The organism is Candidatus Thiodiazotropha sp. AKAK3 (genome assembly GCF_058244645.1).
Window position 1 is genome coordinate 37,666 of the sequence record NZ_JBSYOQ010000019.1, and the last position, 17,712, is coordinate 55,377.

Sequence of the window (17,712 nt, forward strand, 5' to 3'; positions counted from 1 at the left end):
CTTAAGGACACCGCTAACCCCGACCTTGAGGATAAGGGTCTGCACTCCAGCTATTTATTACCTTGAAAGTTGTTCTGCACCAGAGGGTCGGCTCCAACCTGGGAGGCATGGCACTGAGTACAGAAATAACGCCGACTTGAAACACTCTTCAAGACTTTGCCATCACGACTCTGGTAGTGGCTGTCACCTACTTTCGGTGCCTTCTCTTTTTCATAGGTCGATTCACTGTGACACTTCATACAACCATTGTTTTTTAGGTTGATGACATACTTGTCTACTTCATGGGGCACCATGGGTGGCTGCAGTTTGTAGCTGCGCTCGATACCGCCTTTGACATTGATAATTTTCATATTGACTGGCTTTTTAGCCATAGCTTCCAGTTTATCGCCCCGTAGCGATTGAACCTCAGCGAATAGTGTTGTCGACAGGAACATCATTGCTATTGCCGCAATGGTTGGGAATGCGATCTTTTTCATACCTTTCTCCATCATCACTCTCATGAACAGAAATTATTTAGTGTGTCGGTCAGACCCGGACACCCCGATTGATTTGATTCACTCGCTTACTCGCGCGAATTTTTTTGACTCGACGACCGCCAAAACTGAAAACATCTTTTGCACAGATATCGATGCAACGCCCGCAATTGGTACAATCAGAAGAGAGGATTACCGGGCTCAGATCCTTCTTCTCTCCTTTAAGTGCCGGTTTGATTACCTGGGGTTCCGGGCAGACCACATAACACTCCATGCAATCGTTACAAGCCTGTCGCTGAACTGCGTTTATCTTCAGCAGGCTTCTACTCCCCAGCAAGTTGTAGAAAGCACCTACCGGACAGATGTGACCACACCAGCCATCCTTTGCCAGCAGCAGATCGAACAGAAAGATTCCACCGATCATTAGCCACGCAGCACCCATACCAAATACGATGCCCCGGAACATCATGGAGACCGGATTGACCAGTTCCCAGATGATGCCGCCAGCTGCAACCAGGGGTAGTACCAGGGTCATCCCCAGCATCCAGTAGCGGGTTGAGCGGGAGATCTGGGAGGTTGTTCGAATACCCATCTTGCGTCTCAGCCAAGCGGCCAGGTCAGTGACCATGTTGACCGGACAGACCCAGGAGCAGTAGACCCGGCCACCTACCAGCAGATAGAAGGCCAGTACAATGGCAACACCGATAATGGCAGCAGTCTCAGGCACTACGCCGGAGAGCATGGCTTGTAACAGCACATAGGGGTCGGTCAGGGGCAGGAGATCCAAGGTCAGGCTGGAAGCCAGATTCCCTTTGACGATCCAAATGCCAAGCCAGGGTCCGGTGAGGAACAGAGCAAGAATTCCGAATTGGCTGAATCGCCGCAGGAGCAGATATTTGTGTGACTTCAGCCAGCCCTTGGCTGCAATAGCGTCATCACCCAATGTTGTCATATCGACCATACTATTTGTCCATGAAGCCGCTATTGAGTGTATCCAGAGGGTTGGAGGAGAATGGGGTCTCCTCAGCCTTCCCATCGATGATCAACCCCTCACCTTGCAGGTCATAACGCACCCCTTCGGGTAGGTTGTAGCGATGCTCGGTATCAGGGGTGACCAAAGCCTTGCCTGCCTCAGCTTTCTCCTGCCATCCCAGGCGGTAGTGCTCGCCTAATGCCCCTTTGGCCAGGTGTGTGGGAAAGATCTTGATTGCCGCTTCTTCCAGGATGCAGGCCCGCTCACAAAGCCCACAACCAGTACAGGCATTGGAGTGCACTACAGGAATGAACAGGGCGTGTTTGCCTGAACGGGTGTTGTGCTGCATATCCAGGCTGATGGCACGGCCGCGGATCGGGCAGACATTGAAGCAGACTTCGCAACGTAGACCATGGAAGGCAATACAGCTCTCCTGATCGATTACCACGGCAAGGCCCATACGAGACTCTTCTATATCTTTCAGCTCATGATCCAGGGCATTGGTCGGGCAGGCCACGACACAGGGGATCTCTTCACACATTTCACAGGGACCTGTACGGGCGATGAAATAGGGTGTCCCCGTGGCGACTTCGTCACCAACTTCACCAAGAAACAGGATCTCATATGGACAGTCGCGAACGCACAGGCCACAGCGGATACAGGCTCCGAGAAACTCCTCTTCCGGCAGGGCGCCAGGAGGGCGTAGGTAGTTCGCCGGCATGGATGAGGCGCGATGGGAGTAGGCTCCCAGCCCCAGTCCAACCAGTCCTACACTACAAGCAGTCTTGAGCATGTTGCCCAGAAACTGTCTGCGGTTGATTTCGTTTTTTGTCTCAGACTCTGACATAACTGCTTAATGGTTGTTGCTTCATTTCCAGTTAACTGGCCGGCCCGTACTCGTGGGCCGGCCCGGTGGCACAGCTAGGCACGCGCAATCTTCACTGCACACTTCTTGTAGTCCGTCTCTTTCGAGAGTGGATCTGTTTGGTCCAGTGTCAGCTTGTTGATCAAACGACCGGCATCAAACCAGGGTACAAACACCAGTCCCTCCGGAGGTTTATTGCGACCCTTGGTGTCGACCTTGCAAACGATTTCGCCGCGACGAGAACTGATCTTGGCCAATGCGCCATTACGAAGCCGGCGCTTCTTGGCATCCTTCGGGTGCATATAGATCACAGCATCGGGTACAGCACGATAGAGCTCAGGAACACGACGTGTCATAGAGCCAGAGTGCCAATGCTCCAAAACGCGACCGGTGCAGAGCCACAGATCAAACTCTTTATCTGGCGGCTCGGCTGCTGGCTCATAAGGTGCGGTGATGATATTGGCCCGTCCGTCCGGCTTACCATAGAACTTAACGCCTTCACCTTTGGCTACATGGGGATCGTAACCTTCACGGAAACGCCACAGGGTCTCTTTGCCGTTAATCACCGGCCAGCGAAGACCCCGTGCCTTGTGGTAAGCTCCGAACTCAGCCATTTCATGGCCTTTCTTTGGGATACCTTCTGCTGAGTTAAACAGGCGGTACTCTTCGAACAGACCTTTCTGAACATAGAAACCAAAGTCACTGGATTCATGGTTGTTGTAGTTGTTACCGCGACTATCGGTGACCTGTTCTGCAGGGAACTTATCGACCTGGCCATTGGTGTAGAGCACTTCGTAAAGGGTTTTGCCTGCATACTCAGGTTTTTTGGCAATCAGGTCGGCTGGCCAGACATCCTCGACCTTTATGTATTTGGCGAATTCCATCAGCTGCCATAGGTCGGATTTAGCCTCTCCTGGTGCCGATACCTGCTCACGCCAGAACTGGGTGCGTCGCTCGGCGTTACCGTAAGCCCCCTCTTTTTCGATCCACATGGCAGTCGGCAGGATTAAATCTGCAGCCTGGGCCGAAACTGTTGGATAGGGGTCAGAGACGGTGATGAAGTTATCTGCATTGCGCCAGCCGGGAAGACTCTCGTCATTCATGTTGGCAGCAGCCTGCATATTGTTGTTACACATCACCCAGAAGGTATTCATCTTGCCGTCTTTCAGTGCACGATGCATAGCGACCGCATGGATCAGGGTCTTGCCCATGGGCTTGCCGCTGATGTCCGATTGATCAGCATCATCGGCCTTACCGTTAGCTCGCGGGATGGTGCCGGCGGGCAGCTTCCAGGTCTTCTCGGCAAACTTACAGTGTGCATCCTTTTTCACCACCAGGTCGGCGGGCAGACGGTGAGTGAAGGTACCAACTTCGCGTGCGGTACCGCAAGCAGAAGGTTGGCCGGTCAGTGAGAAGGGACTGTTGCCCGGTTCGGCGATCTTGCCCATCAGCAGATGAACGTTATAGCAGAGGCCATTGACCCAGACGCCGCGGGTATGTTGGTTGAAACCCATAGTCCAATAGGAGGCGACCTTCTTGTTGGGATCGGCATAGGCCTTGGCTAGTCTCAGAAGCTTATCTTCAGGCACCTTGGATAACTTGGAGGTATGCTCCAATGTGTAGGGTTCCACCGATTTGGCATACTCTTCAAAACTGATTTTGCTAAGCTTACCCTTGTTGCGGTTCTTGGCCGCTTTTTCGCGGGGATCTGTGGCGCGTAAACCATAGCCGATATCGGTTGGGGTCTTGGTGAAGTTGACATGCTTGTCGATGAACTCCTTGTTATATGCCTTGTTCTGGATGATGTAGTTGGCGATATAGTTAAGGATGGCCAAATCTGTTTGGGGTTCAAAAACCATACCGTTATCAGCCAATTCATAACAACGATGCTCGTAGGTTGATAGTACGTGGACTTCACAACCCGGCTTGGTCAGACGGGTATCAGTGAGACGTGACCAGAGGATTGGATGCATCTCTGCCATGTTGGCGCCCCAGAGTACAAATACATCAGCATGCTCCAGATCGTCATAGCAGCCCATCGGCTCATCGATGCCGAAACCCCGCATGAAAGCACCCACAGCGGATGCCATACAGTGACGGGCATTAGGTTCGAGACTGTTTGAACGGAAACCCGCTTTCAACAATTTTGAAGCTGCATAACCCTCCCACACCGTCCATTGTCCAGAACCAAACATGCCGATGCCTTTTGCACCTTTGGCCCTGCGAGCCGCAATCCATTTTTCGGCCATGGTCTTGAAGGCCTCATCCCAGGATACCGCTTCGAACTTGCCGTCCTTGTCATATTTACCGTTGGTTTTACGCAGCAGTGGTTTGGTCAGACGATCCTCTCCGTAGAGAATCTTAGGTAAAAAGTAACCTTTAATGCAGTTCAGGCCCTTGTTGACCGGCGCATCGGGATCACCTTGGCTGGCAACAACCTTGCCATCTTTAACTCCCATCAAAACGCTACAACCGGTACCACAATAGCGACAGGCTGCCTTGTCCCATCGAATACCGTCGTCGGCATCAGCTGCAGCAACAGCTTGGGTTACAGGTATGGTGACACCAGCCACGGAGGCTGCTGCGGCTGCTGCGTTACTTTTGATAAATTCTCTTCTAGTTAATTTCACGGTTCATTTCCTCCATCGACTCTTCACCGCCATAGTGGTAAATCAAAACTGTATTCACGACGCCTTCGACGTCGCGTAGTGCATTCATCTGGTCAGATACCGGAGAGACCGTTTCACCCTCGTCCTCTATAGTGACAATAAGTTTGTCTACTTCCATACCACCGTGGACTTCAACCCCAGGAAATCGATAGAGACGTTCCGAGACCTGCGCTCCCTGGGAGGGTTTTGTATGGATTATCAGGCTACATATATTCATGAATGATTCTTTCCTCACGTGGCTCTGTCAGGCCGCTTGTGGATGCGCTCCGGGCAGAATGGAAATAGATTGATTGGGACAAACTGAAATGCACTCCCCGCATCCGCTGCAAGATTGTCTGTTGAGTATCGGTGTGGCGCGCCCTTTGGTCTCAAGTTTGAAGCGGATTGCCGACTCTTCACAGATCTCTCCACAGCTTCTGCAGACCACCCCATTTTGTGAAAGACAGCCGTTATTGATGGTTACTTCCAGGTTCCAGGGCGATATGTTGGGATCGGTAGTGAAACTCAGGGCGTGGTGTTGGCATGCCTTTACGCAATCACCACAAAAGGTGCAGTGGTTTTGAGAAAAATCGATTTTTGGAAAGCCGCGAGATCCCTTGCTGATGATGAGACTCGGGCAGACATCCATGCAGTCATTGCAACGCTGACAAAGATCGGTAAATGATGCTTCAGGTTGTGACCAGGGGGGGCGGATCTCACGCTGGCGACCGCGCAGGTCACCGCGTAAAAACTGTGATCTGTCAATATTTCTTAGCAACTGTTGTAACCTCGAGCTAAAGCTAATGAGAGTGGCTTAATAGTGGCCGCTTAACTCTTCTCGAGAGTGTTTCACTTGCCCATGCCAAGCGCTTTGATTCTGATCAAATGAGAGGCTAAAAAATAGTAGAAAAATATAGATAAATCAATGCTTTACCAATTTATTGGTAACGACTGATACCTCAATGTGAGTAGTTGCTAATTCGTTATGGGTAAGCAGGCTTTGAGACCAGACGATTCACTCAGTTGTTGATCGCCTCTGTTTCAGCAAAGCTTGTTAAGTGCACAAGCAATTAATAGAGGTGCCCTTAACAGGCACTAGGGTTTCGGTTGGTTTAAAACCCAGACAGCAGCTTCAGTGCGGGAGTGTAGATGGAGCTTTTTCAATAAGTGCTTTACATGCACTTTGACTGTGCCTTCGGATATGGCAAGTTTGGTGGCGATCTGTTTGTTGCTTTGTCCCTGGGAGATATGTTGCAGGATCTCTCTCTCCCGGGTAGTAAGGTCTGGCATTGAGGGCTGATCATCCAGCCTACTGTCTTCTCTTAGAGCCTTTGCCAGTAATTGCGTTAAATGCTCACTGATGACGACAGTTCCTTCGACTGCTTTACTGATCGATTTGAGAATATCCTCAGGTTCCATATCTTTCAGAAGGTAACCATCTGCACCATTTCTCAATGCAGTCAAAACATCCTCTTCATTATCTGAAACAGTGAGCATGAGAATGCGTGAATCGAGCTGGAGACTCTTGATTGCTTTCAAAGTTTCAAGGCCGCTTACCCCCTTCATGTTGATATCCAGCAGAATCAGATCAGGATTAAATTGTTTGGCCAACAGGAGACCATCTTCCCCATTTGCAGCCTCACCGATCAGTTCAAGAGTAGGGTCCATATCGATCAAATCGGAGACGCCTTTTCTGAATAGCGGATGGTCGTCGATTGAGATGAGGGTATATTTTTCTTGATCAAGCATCATTCAATTGCTCACTGAAAAAGCGATTAGACTCCCGCTTCGAGACATCTGTGATGCTGAATACGAGATTGATCTGAGTTCCGCCGATGGTCGATTCATTGATATGCAACTGGCCTCCCAAACGTTCAGCACGTTCCTTCATTATAGGTAGACCGTAGTGCTGCATCATATCACTATCTTCATTGATACCGATGCCGTCGTCTTCAATGTTGACTATAACCACTCCTTGCTGGTTGCACTGCATACTCACTCTGGCCTGAGTGGCATTCGCGTGACGAACTACATTTGAAAGCGCTTCACGGATAATCTGGATGATGTGAATCTCTGTATTAGGTGTAAATTGGCAGTTCCCCATGTCATTTAAGAATTCGATCGGGATGCCGGAACGGCTGGAAAACTCATCTACTGTTTGTTCAATGATATTGCCCAGGTTTAAATCGCTGACTCTGAGACGGAATGTGGTGAGCAGCTCTCTCAGTTGGCGATAGGCGCCATTGAGTGCAGATCTTAAGACTGAGCTGATCAATAGCACATCATCTTTGCTCTGCTCATCATGAATTGCCTTCTCTAATCGAGCGACCTGTATTTTTAAGTATGATAGTGACTGTGCGATAGAGTCATGCAACTCTCGAGCAATAGCACTACGCTCTTCCATTAACGATAATTTTCGATTCTGCATATCTTTATAAGCGACATTGATAGCCAGTGCGATATGGCTGGCTACAGTTTCAAGCAAACGGGCTTGCCACTCTTCCAGTACTTCAGTGTCAGTCTGTTCAACCATCAGTACCCCGTAGTGCTGTGTTTTGTCTCGTACAGGAGTTGAAAATATGTTGATTTTTTTGTTGCTCTCAAAATCAAAAAATTGAAAGCTGTGAGTCTCACCTTCACCTAAACAGGTAGCGCACTGGTTTTGATCGTGATCTCGAAAGAGGATGTCGTTCTTTCTGGTTGACGCATATCGGTAGGCCTGTCTGTCCCCAGGCTGACCCAGGCAGATGGTGCCGTTGTTAACACCAAGTAGCGCCTCGATATCATGTATTACTGCAATCAGTACCTGCTCATTCAGTGACGAATCGCTGAGACGCTTGGTTGTGGAATAGAGTAGCTCCAGAGTGCGGTTACTCTGCTCCAGGTCTCTGGTTTTCTCCTCTACACGGGATTCCAGATCTCTGTATATCAAAGATAGGTTGTCAGCCATCAAGTTGAATGACTGGCCGAGTTGTCCAAGTTCATCTTCACTGAGAAACTTGCTTCTGACAGAAAAATCTCCATGACGGGCAGCCTTGGCACAAGAGAGAAGGTTGCGTAGAGGATTTAAAACGTAAATCTTGGTTAGGTAGAGACTTACCAGCGCCACCAGGAAGGTCAGTGTCAGCAAGATGATCTGAATCAGCCTCAGTTGCTGGTTTTTCTGTTCGGCTTCAACTTCCAGTGCTTCCACGAAAAGGTGGATGTCATCTACGAACTTGTCCACCTCAGTGAGATAGGTTTGACGGCTGGTGTTGATATCTGCAGATTCAGAGACTGAATTTTGTGGCATAGTGGCAAGGTTCAGGTAGTCGATCAGATTTGGCAGCATTAGCTCCCGCCAGAGGGATTCAACCCTGAGGTAGCTCTCTCTAACCTCTCTACCTGTGCCTTTGGCCAGTACGTCCTGTATTCGTGGGCTGTTCAGACGTTGGTTGTACTCATCCACTAAAAGTCTGGATTTGTCGCTGGAATGATAGAGATCGGTGGTTTTGTCGTCTGCCAGGCTGCTGGCAATCCGATAGGATTGCATGCGAAGCGTTCCCGCCTGGTTGATGGCAGCGGCGTATCCTTCAGCTGTTTCGGCAATGATCATCGAACTGATCATGCTGGATACTGCCAAAATGAACAGTATGGTGATGACGGTACCGAACCGGAGTAGCAATGAGCGTTTCACTTCATGGTCTCCTGATTGGTCTTAGGCAAATAGCCATTACTATTTTATTGTCTGACTATGGCTTCTATAGCTCAAGGAGTTTGTAATTACGATTATCCTGGAAGATTCTACCCGGTGCGTTACGCTACTTAATGGTGAGTTTAAGTGGCTGCATCTCTTTGTACATGATGATCATGGGTTTTTGAGTTGAGAAGGTAAGTATTCGGGTCTTTGAAGGGTAGATCAGGTGGCTGCAGAGGAACATATGCACCTCCTTACCTTCCAGCAGAAACTTTTTGAATTTCAATATATTCTTCATATCGACTTCATCTTGCAGTGAATAGTCGAAAGCATTGAAAGCTACAGAATGGTTGGAGAGTTGCAGATTGGGGAGTATTTGATGGTGCCCCAGTAGCTCATGCTGGGCTTTTTTGAGCAGTCTTGGTGACAAGATTAAACCGACACGATCTTCACCATACAGCCAACTTATATCACGCTCATCGCCATACTCGGCAGAGTGTTCGCCAAATGCCAGGCACCAGCCCTTGTAGTAAGCGTTATAACGTTTGATGACCCGGGTTTCTGTCATTGACTGGTTGGTTTGTGCTATTTAGTTGAGTATTAGAACTTACGGCTTTGACAGTTTTGAGTCTATCACTTTTGATGGTTGGTTATTGATTTGATCCCCATCAATCCCAATTGAATAGTGAAAAAATAAATATGCTAACCGGTGGGTGAATAGTACTTAAATTCCTGTTGCGCTACAAACTTCCTCGGTTTTGTTGAAATTCATGAATATGACTATTGACCAATAGTTACTGCAGATTGTGTTAACAGGCCCTAATAGTCGTCTTAGCAGAAATCAATCTCAGGCAGTAGGAGCGGGTTTGGCTTGTCGATGAAACTCACAGGCGGGAGGGTTGAGCGTATCAATGCACAGCTGGCGAACCACTGATATGGATCAGTGGCTCGTCGTGGAGTTTACTTGTTCTGGGGTTCCTGAAGTCGATACGAGACTAAAAGATCAGGTTCATTACCAGCATCATTACAACTAGAAAAAGCACAGTCATGATGCCGCCGGCACGCATGAAGTCAGCGACACGGTAGCCCGCTGGCCCCATGATCAGAGCATTAACCTGGTGTGTGGGGATAAGGAAGGAGTTGGAGGTTGCAATAGCAACGGTGAGAGCAAACACAGCTGGGTTGGCTCCAGCACCGATCGCGATATTAACCGCTAATGGAACCAGCAGCACTGTAGCGCCTACGTTAGACATCACCAGTGTGAAGAAAGTCGCCAACACTGCGACGGCAAGCTGTATGACCCAGATAGGCATATCACCAACCACAAACAGCACCTGTTCAGCGATCCACTTTGCAGTACCTGTGGTTTCGACCGCTAAACCGAGTGGAATCAGTGACGCCAAGAGGAATACTGTTTTCCAGCTGACTGATTCATAAGCCTCTTCGATATTAAGTACACCGGAGATCACCATACCCATGGCGCCTGTCAACAGAGCAACGGATAGGCGAATATCTGAAAACAGAACCATCGATAGAGCGACTGCAAAGAAGAACATTGCCCAACCAATCTTATGAGGACGCAGCTCTTCATGGGGATATTCGGTGGTGACGACGACGAAGTTTTTATCTTTTTCAATTCTCGGCAGGACATCCCACGGGGTGTGAACCACCAGCGTATCACCCGCCATGAATGGCATGTTACGAATGTCTTCGCCCTCGCGCATGGTTTCGCCATTGCGGTGCAGACCGATCATGGCAAGCCCGTAGGTTTTACGCATCCACACATCACGAGCACTTTTTCCTATCAATGAGGAACCAGGTGGAATAACCACTTCAGCAATACCTGCACGATTGGCAGAGAGGTCGTTGGAGAAGGTGCGTAGGGTTTTACGCGTCTTTAGATTAAATGTTGATCTGAAGTTCTCCAGGGAGTCGGGATCGGAGACCACGCCGAGCACCATCCCAGCTTGAATGGCGACATCTCGGGCCAAAGCTCCGGGGCCGATGCGGTTGGCCTCTCCAGAGATTTTAGTGGCAATGATGCGTACCCGAAAACGGGTCTCAACATCATCCAGCTCTTTACCGATCAGTTCACTGCCATCTGTGACCACCATTTCGGAGAGATGGTATGAAAGGCCGTAGACGTCCTGAAAGTACTGCATTGGATCTGTTCCGCTGGTGCTGCTTTCACTCTTGGTCTTTGGTAAGACAAAGCGGCCGGCTATAACGAAGTAGAGGATGCCGGTGAGGATCAGGGCAACCCCGATCGGAGTGACGGAGAAGAGGCCCCATGTCTCCATCTGCTGCTCGGCAGGAAGCGCTTTATTAGATGTCAGAATCAGGTCATTCAGCAGGATTAGTGGGCTTGAACCAACCATGGTCATGGTGCCGCCGAGTATTGCGGTGAAGCCCATAGGCATCAGCAGGCGTGACATGGGTAGACCGGAACGAGCGGAGATGCGTGATACCACGGGTAGAAACAGCGCCGCAGCACCGACGTTCTGCATGAAGGAAGATATGAATCCAACGGTTGCGGAAATAATGGGAATAATCCGGCCTTCTGTCGTACCGCCAACCTTCAGAATGAAGGCGGCAACACTACCCATAATGCCGGTTTTGTCGAGACCGGCACCGATGATCATTACCGCAATGATTGAGATCACGGCGTTGGATGAGAAGCCGTCAAATAGATGCTGGTTGTCTACCAAGCCCTGTTCAAGACCCATAAATGGCGCTAACAGACTTGAGAGACCGAGTAGTACCATGATACTCGCGGCAGCCACATCCACGGCAACCACTTCGAAGGCAAACAGGTAGATGGTCAACATCAGGATCACACTGACCCAGGCAATTTCGATAGTTGGTACCAAGTTCGCAAGGAACAGCGCAACCACTAGAAATAGTGCTCCGGCGATCAGCTGCTTGTTAGATAAACGGCTCCTTTCTGGCGTTATCTGTGGTGTACTCGGTACTGCATTCACTCGTCATTCTCCATGAGGTTGCTCTGATGTGTCGGGCTGGAAAAGGCATAAAACAAACCGCTTGCTGTCGTATTGCAAGGGGTCTGATCATTCCTGCTTGGAAATGAAGCTGCACTACATTGAAATTTAGAGGCAGGCCTGTTCGCAATTACAGCCAGCGAAAGACGGCGCATATTGCCTTATTTCGGCCTTATGTTCAAATAAATAAAAATGTACTAATATTCCTATATGGAATATAGAAGCCTGCCTGACATGAACAGTCTTGCAACCCTCAAAGAGGTGGTTGAGCGTGGTGGTGTCTCACCCGCGGCTCAGGTGCTTAATGTCGGACAGCCCGCTGTAACTAAACGGTTGCGTAGTTTGGATACTTGTTACGGGGTGACATTGATGCAACGGGAGGGTCGACATCTCGAGCTTACCGACGCAGGAAAAAGGGTCTATGCCTATGCTTGTCTGGTGCTCGATCACCAGGCTTCATTGGTAGATGATCTCGATTCCCTCTCTTTCGGGCGGAACAGGCTTCGTCTCGAAGTTAACTTTTCCATTGGTGAACACATTCTGCCCGATCTGCTAATCAGTTTTGCTGAGCAATATCCTCAATTCACTATCCAGAGCCGAATGGGATATTCCAGGCGTATTCAGCGACGTCTGGCTACTGGGTTGTCTGATCTTGCACTACTTGAGCAAGCGCCGGATCACCCGGAGATACTGGTTCAGAAATGGCTGGATGATGAATTGGTCCTGGTGTGCGGCCCTGGGCATCCTCTATGGGATTGTGGTTTGTTGCCTGTAACCGAACTGGAAAAACAGCAATATGTGCTTAGAGAGGCTCGCTCTTCGATGCGAATAACCCTGGATAAAGCACTTATGGGTATCGGTGTCGGTTCACTGGCTGTGAAGATGGAGGTCGGTTCAACTGATACGATCGTAGAGATGCTACAGCATGGACGATATGTCAGTTTTCTTCCCAGGTTTGCTGTAGATGATGGCCTTGGAGATGGATCTCTCTACCACATAAAGATCCAGGGATTGCGACTTAAACGGACGTTGTGGATCGCTCGAACTCGTTCTAATCTGAATAATGACGCAGCAGAGGCTTTTATCTCATTGTTACGTGCAAGATGAGCCGATATTCATCTGCTGGTGCCTTTCTTTATAACTGCTCTCTTGATGTCAGATAGTCAGTTGGGGTCGATGCTGTTTTTATCGTTATTTGATATCGCCAAACGGTAGTGGAAGAGCTAAAACCAGTAGCTTCTTCTCACATCAGTCTGCTCCTCATGGCTTCTTCAAAAAACCTCCATAATCGTGACATTTTGTCATTCAGATAGGCTTTATGGTTACTATTTGTCACTATTTTTCTTCACAAGTGACGCGCAAAACAAGTGCTCTGAAAATATTTGTAGAATAAAATTTTCCCTACTAGTCTTGGCTTTACACCTGCCTGAAAATGTAGAGAAAAACATCATTACCCAATCAGCAGTGTGTGAGCATTTTTTTATTTCAATACCAATTCGAGACAGTGTGCATGCAAGAGATTTGTGGGCCGCTGTAATTAACACCAATCGGCAAGATAATCGGTGGCTGTTTGTCTTGCAATAAAGATTCAACCTGAAATGTTATGCCTGCTGCAGTCAGGTATCTCATGAGGGAAGGAGAATAAAAGCATGCAGAGATCCCTGCTAATTGACGCGGATAAATGCACAGGGTGTGTTCAATGTGAGATGGCCTGTTCCTACGAAAATGAGGGGATATTCAATCCCTCAAAATCGAGAATACGCGTCTTTACCTTTCATCATGAAGGGCGTTTTGTACCCTATACCTGCACTCAATGTGCTGAGGCCTGGTGTATGCAGGCTTGTCCGGTCGATGCAATCACCCTGGATATAAACACCGGCGCTAAAGTCGTAAGTGACTCGCTATGTGTCGGTTGCAAAGTCTGCACCATTTCCTGTCCTTTCGGTACGGTCAACTACAGCGCCACTACGGGTAAAGTCATCAAATGTGATCTTTGCGGTGGTGATCCGGCGTGCGCCAAGGCGTGTCCTACAGCCGCAATTACCTATGTGGATGCGGATCAGACCGGATTTGAAAAAATGCGTCAATGGGCAGGCAAAACTGATGCTGGCAATTCAGCTACAGCGTAACCGAGGGGGTTAGTTATATGGCATGGTCAGGCAAAATATTACGGGTTAACCTCACGCAAGGCAGCTGTGTTGTGGAAGCGCTCAACATGGAATGGGCTCAGGAATATTTGGGTCAGCGCGGATTGGCGAGCAAATACCTGGTAGAAGAGATCGACCCGAAAGTTGATCCGCTCAGTCCGGAAAACAAGATGATTATGACGACGGGCCCTCTAACCGGAACCATGGCCGCCACCGGAGGCAGATACTCGGTGGTTACCAAGGGTCCGCTTACGAACTGTATCGCCTGTTCCAACTCAGGTGGTTTCATTGGCGCCGAACTGCACAATGCCGGATGGGATATGATTATCTTTGAAGGTCGTTCCCCGAAACCGGTCTATCTCTATCTGGTTAACGACAAGGCGCAACTGCTTCCTGCTGATGAGATTTGGGGAACCAGTGTTTGGGAAACTGATGAGTGGTTGCATACACACCACCAAGACCCGATGCTGCGCATTGCAGCTGTCGGTCGCTCAGCTGAAGCGGGTTGTCTCTACGCAGCGGTGGTGAACGATATGCATCGTGCTGCTGGCCGTTCCGGGGTTGGTACGGTGATGGCGTCCAAGAATCTTAAAGCGGTTGCAGTACGCGGTACGCTTGGTGTGGGCAATATCAAAGATCCCGCAAAGTTCATGCAGGCGGTTGGCGCCGGCAAGCAGGTTCTTGCTGAAAATGCGGTTACCGGGCAGGGTCTTCCCACTTACGGTACCCAGGTGCTGATGAATGTAATCAATGAGATGGGTGCTCTGCCAACCCGGAATATGAGTGAGGTTCAATTCGAGGGTGCACAAAATGTATCGGGTGAAGCGATGCATGAGAAACGAGCCAGTGATGGTAAGCCCAATCTCACCACCAATGCGGGCTGTTTCGGATGTACCATAGCCTGCGGGCGGATCTCAACCATCGATAAAGGTCACTTCTCGGTGGAGAATAAGCCGCAATATTGGGGTAATTCAGGTGGCTTGGAGTATGAGGCGGCCTGGGCGCTGGGGCCAGATACTGGTGTCGATGATCTGGATGCCCTGACATACGTCAATTTTCTCTGTAACGAAGATGGCTTTGATCCAATCTCCTTCGGCTCAACCCTTGCTGCTGCAATGGAGCTTTTCAAGATAGGCGCAATAACCAGTGCCGAAACCGGCGGCCATGAACTTAAGTTTGGTTCTGCTGAGAGTCTGGTTTGGGCGGTTGAGGCATTGGTCAGTGGAGAGGGCTTTGGTAAGGATCTTGGTTTGGGATCGAAGCGTATGTGTGAGAAGTATGGACATCCGGATCTCTCCATGACGGTTAAGGGTCAGGAGTTCCCGGCCTACGATCCCCGTGGTATCCAGGGTATGGGGCTGGCCTATGCCACCTCCAATCGCGGGGCATGTCATCTTCGGGGTTACACCGTAGCTTCTGAGGTGTTGGGTATCCCTGAGAAGACTGATCCTCTGGCAACAGAAGGCAAAGCAGGTCTGGTGAAGGCCTTTCAGGACGCGACAGCTGCAGTTGACTCAAGCGGACTCTGTCTGTTTACCACCTTTGCCTGGTCACTTGAGGATATTGCTCCGCAAGTGGATGGCGCCTGTGAAGGCGATTGGACAGCGGAACGCATGTTGGAGTTGGGTGAACGTGTCTGGAATATGGAGCGTGAATTCAACCTCAAGGCTGGTCTCACGGCTGCAGACGATACGCTTCCCAAGCGGCTATTGAAGGAAGCAGCGAATGTTGGGCCGGCAAAAGGCCGAGTCAACGATCTGGATCAGATGCTGCCTGAATACTATGAGCTGCGGGGGTGGAGTGCTGAGGGTGTACCAACCGATGCAACACGAAAGCGTCTTGGTCTGGGAAGTATCTGATCATTCTGCTGATAGGTTCTGCCCCACTATGGGCAGAGCCATTTGGAGGTAGTGATAATGCACTATGTGGTAGTCGGCGCGGGGCCGGCAGGTGTTACAGCCTGTGATACATTGCGCGAACAAGATCCCCTGGGTCGCATAACGTTGATTGGGGGTGAACATGAACCCCCCTATTCACGCATGGCGATTCCCTATCTGCTGGTTGAAAAAATCAAAGAACATGGCACCTATTTACGCCAAAGCGATAGCCATTACGCTGAACGAAAGATTGATCTGGTGGAAGGCCCTGTTACCCAGGTTGATGCAAACAACAAACGTATAACGTTGGCCGATGGTTCAAGCCTCGATTATGACAGAATGTTGATTGCCACCGGAGCAACACCATTCAAGCCACCGATACCGGGTATAGATCTGCCCGGGGTACACAACTGTTGGACCATGGCGGATGCCAGGGCCATTGTCGAAGGCGCCAAGCCAGATACGTCAGTGGTACTGGTCGGAGCCGGGTTTATTGGTTGTATTATCCTTGAAGCACTGGTGATGAGACGGGTGCGTCTGACTGTGGTTGAGAAGGCGCCGCGAATGGTGGCCAGGATGATGGATGAAGTTGCCAGCGACCTGTTGAGAAGTTGGTGTGAAGATAAAGGTGTCGAGGTGATTACCGGCACTGGGGTAACCGAAATAGAGAAACAGGATGATCAGCTGCTCGTGGATCTGGAAAATGGAGAAAAAATCGCAGCAGGATTAGTGATTACCGCGATGGGGGTACGCGCCAATACAGATTTTCTGGAAGGGTCTGGTGTAGAGACGAAGCAGGGTATCGTGGTCAATTCACACTTCCAAACCAACCATCCTGATATCTATGCTGCCGGGGATGTGGCCCAAGGCCTGGATTTCTCCAGTGGATTGGATGAGGTACAGGCAATTCAACCCACTTCAGTGGAGCATGGGCGGCTCGCTGCGATTAACATGACCGCTACAACAGCTGTTGAGCACCATGGCAGCCTGAATATGAATGTACTCGATACCTTGGGCTTGATCTCCTCCTCATTCGGTCAATGGATGGGGGTCGATAACGGTGAACAGGCAGTAGTGTTGGATCGATCCAGCTACCGCTATCTACGCCTTGAATTTGATGGTGAATATCTGGTTGGCGCCAGCAGTCTGGGTCATACGCAGCATATCGGTGTATTACGTGGATTGATTCGTAGCCGGGTACCCTTGGGAATATGGAAGCAACGTTTGATGATAGATCCCTCCAGGTTGATGGAAGCCTATATCGGTTGTGTGGTATCACCTTGATAGAAGTGGAGTTTAAGTTGTTCGCCAGTTTGATGAGCTTCCTGCCGGCAGGCGCCAAGGATCACAGTGTGTTGGTCAGGATGCCTGCGGGAGCAACGGTCTACGATCTGATGGACAAGTATCAGGTGCCTAGAGAGCAGGCCCACCTGGTGGTATGCAATGGTGTCTTCGTGCCACCCTCACAGCGTACAACAAAAGCCCTGAATGACGGGGACAGTATTGCGCTTTGGCCACCAGTAGCTGGCGGATAAGAGGGACTGTGCAAAAGTTGCAGGAGTCCCGCCTGATGTCGATTACCCGCCGTGAATTTTCACGCAGTTTAGCCCCACTGAAACGCCACTATATGCTGCAGGAAGAAGAGCAGGGAAGAGCGATTTTTCTACACTCAGAATCCTTCTCTGTGGAGATACGTCTGGGGAGTGAAAACGCTTTCAGTATAGGTGCGCTTTCAATGCCAAGAACTCAAGTCGACTTTATCTTTCACGCTGCCTCGGTTGAGGAAAAAGCACTGTTTCTGAAACGATTTGAGCTCTGTTTTAGACGGGGAGGTGGCTGAGCAAGTGTTAAAAATGGTGTTGTTGGTTCGATTTTTCAGAACCATTTTTGTTTATACTCTGTAGTCATTCGCCACTACGGCTCTGTCGGCTTAGCAATTCAAGGGAACACTCGATCAATATTGTAATCGAAGCCTCTATTCATGAAGAAATGTCGCTAGGAGAGTTATCACTTCGGTGAAGTGACAGGGAAGAGCCGTTATCAATTGGGGTCTG

At 49.7% G+C, this 17,712-nt stretch carries 16 protein-coding genes; 6 read left to right on the plus strand and 10 right to left on the minus strand.

Annotated elements, in window-relative coordinates; all coding sequences use genetic code 11:
• Positions 1 to 50 precede the first annotated feature (50 nt).
• The 10 genes from AC4IE7_RS02645 to AC4IE7_RS02690 all read right to left on the minus strand — a co-directional run bounded on the left by AC4IE7_RS02645 (position 51) and on the right by AC4IE7_RS02690 (position 11,463).
• A complete protein-coding gene (locus tag AC4IE7_RS02645; protein WP_490775251.1) occupies positions 51 to 476 on the minus strand; it encodes a nitrate reductase cytochrome c-type subunit in 426 nt (141 codons plus the stop codon).
• A 49-nt stretch (positions 477 to 525) separates the two neighbouring features.
• Positions 526 to 1,434, minus strand: coding sequence for a quinol dehydrogenase ferredoxin subunit NapH (napH, locus tag AC4IE7_RS02650; protein WP_490775252.1), 909 nt, complete (start codon positions 1,432 to 1,434; stop codon positions 526 to 528).
• A gap of 1 nt (position 1,435) precedes the next feature.
• The gene (napG, locus tag AC4IE7_RS02655) at positions 1,436 to 2,293 is read right to left on the minus strand and encodes a ferredoxin-type protein NapG (protein ID WP_490775253.1); all 858 of its coding nucleotides are present in this window, start codon (positions 2,291 to 2,293) and stop codon (positions 1,436 to 1,438) included.
• 74 nt (positions 2,294 to 2,367) lie between these two features.
• On the minus strand, positions 2,368 to 4,941 hold the full coding sequence (gene napA, locus AC4IE7_RS02660) for a nitrate reductase catalytic subunit NapA (protein ID WP_490775254.1): 2,574 nt from the start codon (positions 4,939 to 4,941) through the stop codon (positions 2,368 to 2,370).
• Positions 4,928 to 5,197 (minus strand): chaperone NapD, encoded by a 270-nt coding sequence (locus AC4IE7_RS02665; protein WP_490775255.1) that lies wholly within the window; start codon positions 5,195 to 5,197, stop codon positions 4,928 to 4,930. The genes napA and AC4IE7_RS02665 overlap by 14 nt, the downstream gene beginning before the upstream one ends.
• Before the next feature lie 27 nt (positions 5,198 to 5,224).
• A complete protein-coding gene (napF, locus tag AC4IE7_RS02670; protein WP_490775256.1) occupies positions 5,225 to 5,737 on the minus strand; it encodes a ferredoxin-type protein NapF in 513 nt (170 codons plus the stop codon).
• A 317-nt stretch (positions 5,738 to 6,054) separates the two neighbouring features.
• Entirely contained in the window at positions 6,055 to 6,711 is a 657-nt protein-coding gene (narL, locus tag AC4IE7_RS02675; protein WP_490775257.1) for a two-component system response regulator NarL, read from the minus strand.
• The gene (locus tag AC4IE7_RS02680; RefSeq protein ID WP_490775258.1) at positions 6,701 to 8,635 is read right to left on the minus strand and encodes a type IV pili methyl-accepting chemotaxis transducer N-terminal domain-containing protein; all 1,935 of its coding nucleotides are present in this window, start codon (positions 8,633 to 8,635) and stop codon (positions 6,701 to 6,703) included. Before AC4IE7_RS02680 ends, narL begins: the two co-directional genes overlap by 11 nt.
• A 124-nt stretch (positions 8,636 to 8,759) precedes the next feature.
• The gene (locus AC4IE7_RS02685; RefSeq protein WP_490775259.1) at positions 8,760 to 9,203 is read right to left on the minus strand and encodes a hypothetical protein; all 444 of its coding nucleotides are present in this window, start codon (positions 9,201 to 9,203) and stop codon (positions 8,760 to 8,762) included.
• A 427-nt stretch (positions 9,204 to 9,630) separates the two neighbouring features.
• Entirely contained in the window at positions 9,631 to 11,463 is a 1,833-nt protein-coding gene (locus AC4IE7_RS02690) for an SLC13 family permease (RefSeq protein ID WP_490775309.1), read from the minus strand.
• 381 nt (positions 11,464 to 11,844) lie between these two features.
• Here AC4IE7_RS02690 and AC4IE7_RS02695 point away from each other — a divergent pair, with 381 nt between their 5' ends.
• The 6 genes from AC4IE7_RS02695 (at position 11,845) to AC4IE7_RS02720 (ending at position 17,498) form a co-directional block, all read left to right on the plus strand.
• A complete protein-coding gene (locus AC4IE7_RS02695; RefSeq protein WP_490775260.1) occupies positions 11,845 to 12,741 on the plus strand; it encodes a LysR substrate-binding domain-containing protein in 897 nt (298 codons plus the stop codon).
• Positions 12,742 to 13,283: 542 nt separating this feature from the next.
• Entirely contained in the window at positions 13,284 to 13,763 is a 480-nt protein-coding gene (locus tag AC4IE7_RS02700; protein WP_490775261.1) for a 4Fe-4S dicluster domain-containing protein, read from the plus strand.
• A 17-nt stretch (positions 13,764 to 13,780) separates the two neighbouring features.
• On the plus strand, positions 13,781 to 15,640 hold the full coding sequence (locus tag AC4IE7_RS02705) for an aldehyde ferredoxin oxidoreductase family protein (RefSeq protein WP_490775262.1): 1,860 nt from the start codon (positions 13,781 to 13,783) through the stop codon (positions 15,638 to 15,640).
• Positions 15,641 to 15,697: 57 nt separating this feature from the next.
• Positions 15,698 to 16,942 (plus strand): NAD(P)/FAD-dependent oxidoreductase, encoded by a 1,245-nt coding sequence (locus AC4IE7_RS02710; RefSeq protein WP_490775263.1) that lies wholly within the window; start codon positions 15,698 to 15,700, stop codon positions 16,940 to 16,942.
• Complete coding sequence (gene thiS / locus AC4IE7_RS02715; protein WP_490775264.1) at positions 16,870 to 17,193, plus strand: sulfur carrier protein ThiS; 324 nt, start codon at positions 16,870 to 16,872, stop codon at positions 17,191 to 17,193. Before AC4IE7_RS02710 ends, thiS begins: the two co-directional genes overlap by 73 nt.
• An 8-nt stretch (positions 17,194 to 17,201) precedes the next feature.
• Positions 17,202 to 17,498 (plus strand): hypothetical protein, encoded by a 297-nt coding sequence (locus tag AC4IE7_RS02720; RefSeq protein ID WP_490775265.1) that lies wholly within the window; start codon positions 17,202 to 17,204, stop codon positions 17,496 to 17,498.
• Positions 17,499 to 17,712: the final 214 nt, after the last annotated feature.

Bases quoted from the DNA above. Each gene is read 5' to 3' on its own strand.
- napG (WP_490775253.1), bottom strand. From the start codon at position 2,293: ATGTCAGAGTCTGAGACAAAAAACGAAATCAACCGCAGACAGTTTCTG.
- thiS (WP_490775264.1), top strand. From the start codon at position 16,870: ATGGAAGCAACGTTTGATGATAGATCCCTCCAGGTTGATGGAAGCCTA.
- AC4IE7_RS02690 (WP_490775309.1), bottom strand. From the start codon at position 11,463: ATGTTGACCATCTACCTGTTTGCCTTCGAAGTGGTTGCCGTGGATGTG.
- napH (WP_490775252.1), bottom strand. From the start codon at position 1,434: ATGGTCGATATGACAACATTGGGTGATGACGCTATTGCAGCCAAGGGC.
- AC4IE7_RS02685 (WP_490775259.1), bottom strand. From the start codon at position 9,203: ATGACAGAAACCCGGGTCATCAAACGTTATAACGCTTACTACAAGGGC.
- AC4IE7_RS02695 (WP_490775260.1), top strand. From the start codon at position 11,845: ATGGAATATAGAAGCCTGCCTGACATGAACAGTCTTGCAACCCTCAAA.
- narL (WP_490775257.1), bottom strand. From the start codon at position 6,711: ATGATGCTTGATCAAGAAAAATATACCCTCATCTCAATCGACGACCAT.
- AC4IE7_RS02705 (WP_490775262.1), top strand. From the start codon at position 13,781: ATGGCATGGTCAGGCAAAATATTACGGGTTAACCTCACGCAAGGCAGC.
- AC4IE7_RS02710 (WP_490775263.1), top strand. From the start codon at position 15,698: ATGCACTATGTGGTAGTCGGCGCGGGGCCGGCAGGTGTTACAGCCTGT.
- AC4IE7_RS02645 (WP_490775251.1), bottom strand. From the start codon at position 476: ATGAAAAAGATCGCATTCCCAACCATTGCGGCAATAGCAATGATGTTC.
- AC4IE7_RS02700 (WP_490775261.1), top strand. From the start codon at position 13,284: ATGCAGAGATCCCTGCTAATTGACGCGGATAAATGCACAGGGTGTGTT.
- AC4IE7_RS02665 (WP_490775255.1), bottom strand. From the start codon at position 5,197: ATGAATATATGTAGCCTGATAATCCATACAAAACCCTCCCAGGGAGCG.